The sequence below is a fragment of the Phycisphaerae bacterium genome, assembly GCA_012729815.1.
Taxonomy (GTDB): domain Bacteria; phylum Planctomycetota; class Phycisphaerae; order JAAYCJ01; family JAAYCJ01; genus JAAYCJ01.
In genome coordinates this window covers 1-4,897 of record JAAYCJ010000035.1, presented here as the reverse complement: position 1 = coordinate 4,897, position 4,897 = coordinate 1, and the positions used below count along the sequence as shown (strand labels likewise).

Below are 4,897 nucleotides of genomic sequence, written 5' to 3'. Positions count from 1 at the left end.
GCCAACCCGCGGGTCAGATGGGCCACGCCCGCCTTCGACACCCCGTACGTCACGTTATGCCGCGGAAAAATGTTACTGATAATCAGCCCCGAAATCGACGAAATGTTGATCACGCAGCCGCCCTGGCCCTGCTCGATCATCCGCTTGCCCACCGCCTTGGCAAAGTAAAACATGCTGGACAGGTTCGTCTCGATGATCGTCCGCCACAACTCCTCGCCCACCTCCTCGATCGCGCAGCCCTCGGACTCGCGGCCCGCGTTGTTGACCAGAATATCGATCCGCCCGAACCGCTCGACCACGCCCGCGACGAACGCCTCGATCCGCTCCGGCTGAGTGACGTCCACCTTCTCGAACAAACACCGCCGCCCGGTCTGCTCCACCGCCCGGCGCGTCTCCGCAGCCTCCGTCTCCAACAAATCGCAAAACGCGATATCCGCCCCAGCCTGCGCCAGCGCGATCGCCATCTGCCGCCCCAACCCTCGCGCAGCCCCGGTGACCACAGCCGTCTTGCCCGTCAGCTTGAACAAATCCAGAGAATTCACGCGATTCGCTCCTTAACGTCTAACGTCTCCGCCGATAGCGCCGATCACCGCTGCGGCCACTTCGCCTTGCCGAACGCCTTCTCCCAATCGCCCAGAAACCCGAACATCCGCTTGTCCGTGTACGGGTGTTCGTACAGCAGGTGATGAAACTCCTTCCGCATCGTGCAATAGTCGGTCCCCGCCGCTGCGAACTCGCCCACCCCGCGGGGAAACCGGCAGCACGACAGAACCTTCGTCTTATAGCCGTACTGGGCGTAGATCTTCTTGACCGGCGTGACCATATCGACCGTCGCGTCGCTCGACTCGTCAAGCGGACCGTTGAACAAAGCCGCCACGTCCGCCCCGGCCTTGCCGCACAACAGCGCCTGCGCGATCGACGCCACCGCCGTCACCGCCACCTTGATCTCCGGTGACTCCTTTTTAAGCTGCAAAACGGCTTGGATCCCCTCGATGCCCATCGGCAGCTTCACGATGATCTTCTCCGACTGCTCAGCCAGCCACCGGGCCTGCCCGACCAGCTCCGCCCGGTCGTGCCACCCGATCACCTGCGTGAACACGCAGCCGGGCGACGCCGCCACCACGTCCCGAAGCCGCGCCACCGTCTCGCCGCCCACCTTCGAATACAACGTCGGGTTCGTCGTCACTCCCGAAATCATCCCCCACGACGTCACTTCCTGAATCTCCTTCGGGTCCGCACTGTCCAACAACAATTCCATCGCATCGCTCCTGAATATCGCGTCAAAACAGCTCGTCAGCCAGCATCCCAAGATAACCCGTCAACCGATCCGTGTACGCCTGATAGAAGCCCTTCGACAGATCGTAAAATCTCTCGCGGTAAATGAATCGCCCCTCCGCGTCGCGACGGCCCACGAACGCGAAACTGTAGTGGTGAAACACCTTCGTCTTCGCCAGCGCCGTCCGCTGCGGATCCTGCTCGTATTCGTCGAGGCACGCCCGGGCGAACTCAGCCCCGCCTTCCGCCTCGCGACGGGCGTAGGCCAAAGCGTCCGCCCACCACTCCGCGAACAGATCGGGCTCAAAGTCCTGCAGCACCTCCGCGAAGATAATCTGGACCATGGGCGAAATCTTGAACTGATGCCGCCCGCCCGTCGCCTTCTGAATCACCCGCCGGGGCCCGCCGCTCAGATCGTCGCCCGAGTGAAAATCCAGCAGCAACCCGAATTCCTCAGCGATCCGGAACTGCGAACGAATCCGCCGCTCAAACCCCTCCAGCCCGTCCGGACAGCGGTAGTCCAGCCCCTTCTCCACCCCGAAATTCGGCGCGACGTGCGTCACCGCGAGCCCGCGCCGCCGAATCTCCAGACACAAAAACGTCAACTCTTCATCGCCGGTCAAACAGTCGAACGCCGCGATCTCCGGCGGATGCTCGTCGATCGAAAGCTCCAGATCGAACGCCTCGCCGTCCTTGCCACTCCGAATGTGCGCCGTCAACTCCTCGATCGCATGCAAAGACTGCCAGTGCTTCCCGATCAGCCGGCCCAGCGCCGCCTCATCCGGACGATACTCCCGTCCGCCGATCCGCCGACCCTCGCGATGATACGCGACGATCTCGCAGCGGCGCTTCTCGTCCGGTATCCTCTCCGCCAATAGCGCCGCCGCCCGCGCCTCCGACGGCTCGTTCGCCGCTCCGTAATCCAGAACGTCAGCCATGTCCAGCGTGTAGAACGTGTAGTACCGCGCGCAGTCCAGATACCGCTTCGCCCGCGCCATCCCTTCCGGCCCGCGCTTCACCTGAATGTGATCCGCGTCCGCTCCGTACCGCAAAGCCTGAGGACTCTTGATCGCCTCCAGCACGCCCGAAAGCCACAGCCCCTCAAACGAACTGCCGGTATACCCGCACTCGATCGTGCCGAACCCGCACGCGTAATTCTTCTCCGGAGGCTCAGCCTTCAACAGCGTCGACATCACGTTCAACTCGCGAATCGAGTTCTGAATGGGGTTCGCCGCAAACCCCTTTTTCGCCATGGCCGCGAAAATCCCCGGCCAACACGCCGTCGTCATCCGCACCCCGATCCCAAGCCGAGGTGTCGCTCCCAGCGCAGCCGGACCCTTGCCCGGCTTGACACGCCGGCCGTAAGCGTGCACCGTCGCCGACGTCGCCGCATGACAAACAACCCGCGCCGACCCAGCCAACGTGACCGATGCGATCGCATCTTCAAGCACCGTCGCCGCGCCTTCCGGCACGAACTCGACAAAAACATGCTGCCCATCCGCCAGTCCGGCAAGCAACACGCAGCGACCGTCCTTGGCCGCCACCGATCCGGGATACGCAATCAACCGCGGATCGTCGGGAAATCCCGCGCCCGCCTTCGCCGCCAAACCCAAACGCTCCAGATACTCACCCGAAAGGGCCTCAAACGTTCGCACCGCCGCCCGCCGATCCCACGTGGCTGTATCCAGCACGCCGGGACTCTTCGCTGGGTTCATCTCCAACCGGTCAAATCGCATGGTCCCGTCCTTCCTGCTTCTCGATTGCCTGCTGGGCGTACCGCGTTCGGAATACGTCGTAAGCGTTTTCCAGGTGGGCTCTTAAATGCTGGGTCCCGTGGGCCAGGTCCTTGCGGCGAAGCGCCTCGATGATCTCCGAGTGCCAGACGTCGCAGAGGCTTGGGAACTCCGATTCGCCCACGATATTGCACGTGAACATCAGGTAGGAGATCTGGAACCTGATCCCTTCCCACGCATGCAACAGACGGCTGTGGCGGGAGATATGCACGAGCTGCTCGTGAAACGCCAAATCCAGCTCCACCAGCCGGGCCAGAGGCCCGCCGCTCCGCAAACACTTCGAATATTTCCTGAACAACCCCTCCAACTCCGCGATATCCTCCGCCGTCGCCCGCGCCATCGCCCGCTCAAGGGCCAGCGTCTCCAGCGACAACCGAAGCGTGCAGACCTCTTCAATGTCCTCCTCGGACATGCAGACCACCGATGCCCGCTGGTTCCTCTCCCGAACGATCAGCCCTTCGTGCTCGAGTTGGATCAGCGCCTGGCGAACCGGACTGCGGCTGATCCCCAGCACCCTGGCCAGTTCATCCTCGGTCACCCGCTGACCCGGCCTCAGCGCGCCGGTCAGGATCGCCTGCCGGATGCGCTCGGCGACCAGGTCGCCGAGGGATATCCTTTCCACCGGATCAAGGGCATCGGTCGTTGACATCGATCGTCGCCGCCAGTACAATGATGATTGTTAACAAAATACGGAATACAGAACACATTATGACAATCATATCGTTAACAGTCAATGGGCGAACACTGAAAAGACCAAGAATCCGTTGTCAGAGGGCCAATCCATGAGTAGTGCGAATCATAATTTCATCAATGGTGCCTGGGTGGCGTCGCGGGCCGGTCGGACCTACGAGCAGAAGAACCCAGCCGACCTGACCACGGTAACCGGCCTCTGGCAGAAGTCCACAGCCGATGACGTAAACCTCGCCGTCGAAGCCGCGGCTGAGGCGTTTGCATCGTGGAGCGGCCTGAGCGTCTATCAGCGGGCTGGGCATCTGAAGAAGGCCCTGGCACTTATGGAAACGCATCGGGACCGGATCGCCGCCGTTCTGACCGCGGAAAACGGTAAGACCCTTCGGGAATCGCAGGCGGAGATCGCATCGGCCATCAAGGAAATGGACTTCCAGATCGCCGAAGGCGTGCGGATGGGCGGATCGGTCATGCCGTCGGAGCAGGATGGGGTTTTCGCCTATCAGGTGCGCCGCCCGCTGGGGACGGTGGCGGTGATCGCGCCGTGGAATTTTCCGTTCAACGTGCCGTGCCGGAAGGTCACGCCGGCGCTGATGGCGGGTAATACGTGCGTGTTGAAGCCGGCCGGTCTGACGCCTGGGGTGGGCGCGGAGTTTGTGCGGGTCTATGAGGAGGCCGGTCTGCCGGCTGGGGTGTTGAACTTTGTGACCGGATCGGGTTCGGAGATCGGCGATACGCTGGTTTCGCATCCGAAGGTCAAGGCGATCAGTTTTACCGGGTCGACCGAGGTGGGGACGGCGATTCATCAGAAGGCGGCGGCGGCGCTGACGCGGACGCAGTTGGAGATGGGCGGCAAGAATCCGATCGTCGTTTTGGCCGATGCGGACTTGGCGGCGGCGGCGGACTCAGCTGTGTTGGCTGCGTACGCCTGCGCGGGCCAGTGGTGCACCTCGACCAGCCGGGCGCTGGTGGAGAAATCCGTGCTCAGCGAGTTTCTCGATCTTCTTTTGTCGCGGGTCGGCAGGATTGTTGTGGGCAAGGGGACCGATCCGCGGACGACGATGGGGCCGGTGTGCGGTGAGAGTCAGCTTCGCAATATTCTGGCTGGGATTGAGAAGGGGAAGGCGGAAGGGGCGCGCCTG

The 4,897-nt window shown here is 62.7% G+C and carries 5 protein-coding genes; 1 reads left to right on the top strand and 4 read right to left on the bottom strand.

Annotated features, from left to right (window positions below; all coding sequences use genetic code 11):
- From GXY33_02710 to GXY33_02695, 4 genes are all read right to left on the bottom strand, one after another.
- On the bottom strand, positions 1-542 hold a 542-nt coding region (locus GXY33_02710; protein ID NLX04036.1), incomplete at its 3' end, for an SDR family NAD(P)-dependent oxidoreductase.
- Positions 543-586: 44 nt separating this feature from the next.
- Positions 587-1,258, bottom strand: coding sequence for a fructose-6-phosphate aldolase (locus GXY33_02705; GenBank protein ID NLX04035.1), 672 nt, complete (start codon positions 1,256-1,258; stop codon positions 587-589).
- 22 nt (positions 1,259-1,280) lie between these two features.
- Complete coding sequence (locus tag GXY33_02700; protein ID NLX04034.1) at positions 1,281-3,011, bottom strand: hypothetical protein; 1,731 nt, start codon at positions 3,009-3,011, stop codon at positions 1,281-1,283.
- Positions 3,001-3,717, bottom strand: coding sequence for a GntR family transcriptional regulator (locus GXY33_02695; GenBank protein NLX04033.1), 717 nt, complete (start codon positions 3,715-3,717; stop codon positions 3,001-3,003). The genes GXY33_02700 and GXY33_02695 overlap by 11 nt, the downstream gene beginning before the upstream one ends.
- 133 nt (positions 3,718-3,850) lie before the next feature.
- Between GXY33_02695 and GXY33_02690 the strand changes: the two genes are divergently transcribed.
- Positions 3,851-4,897 (top strand): aldehyde dehydrogenase family protein (locus tag GXY33_02690; GenBank protein NLX04032.1); only part of this gene is annotated, 1,047 nt, incomplete at its 3' end.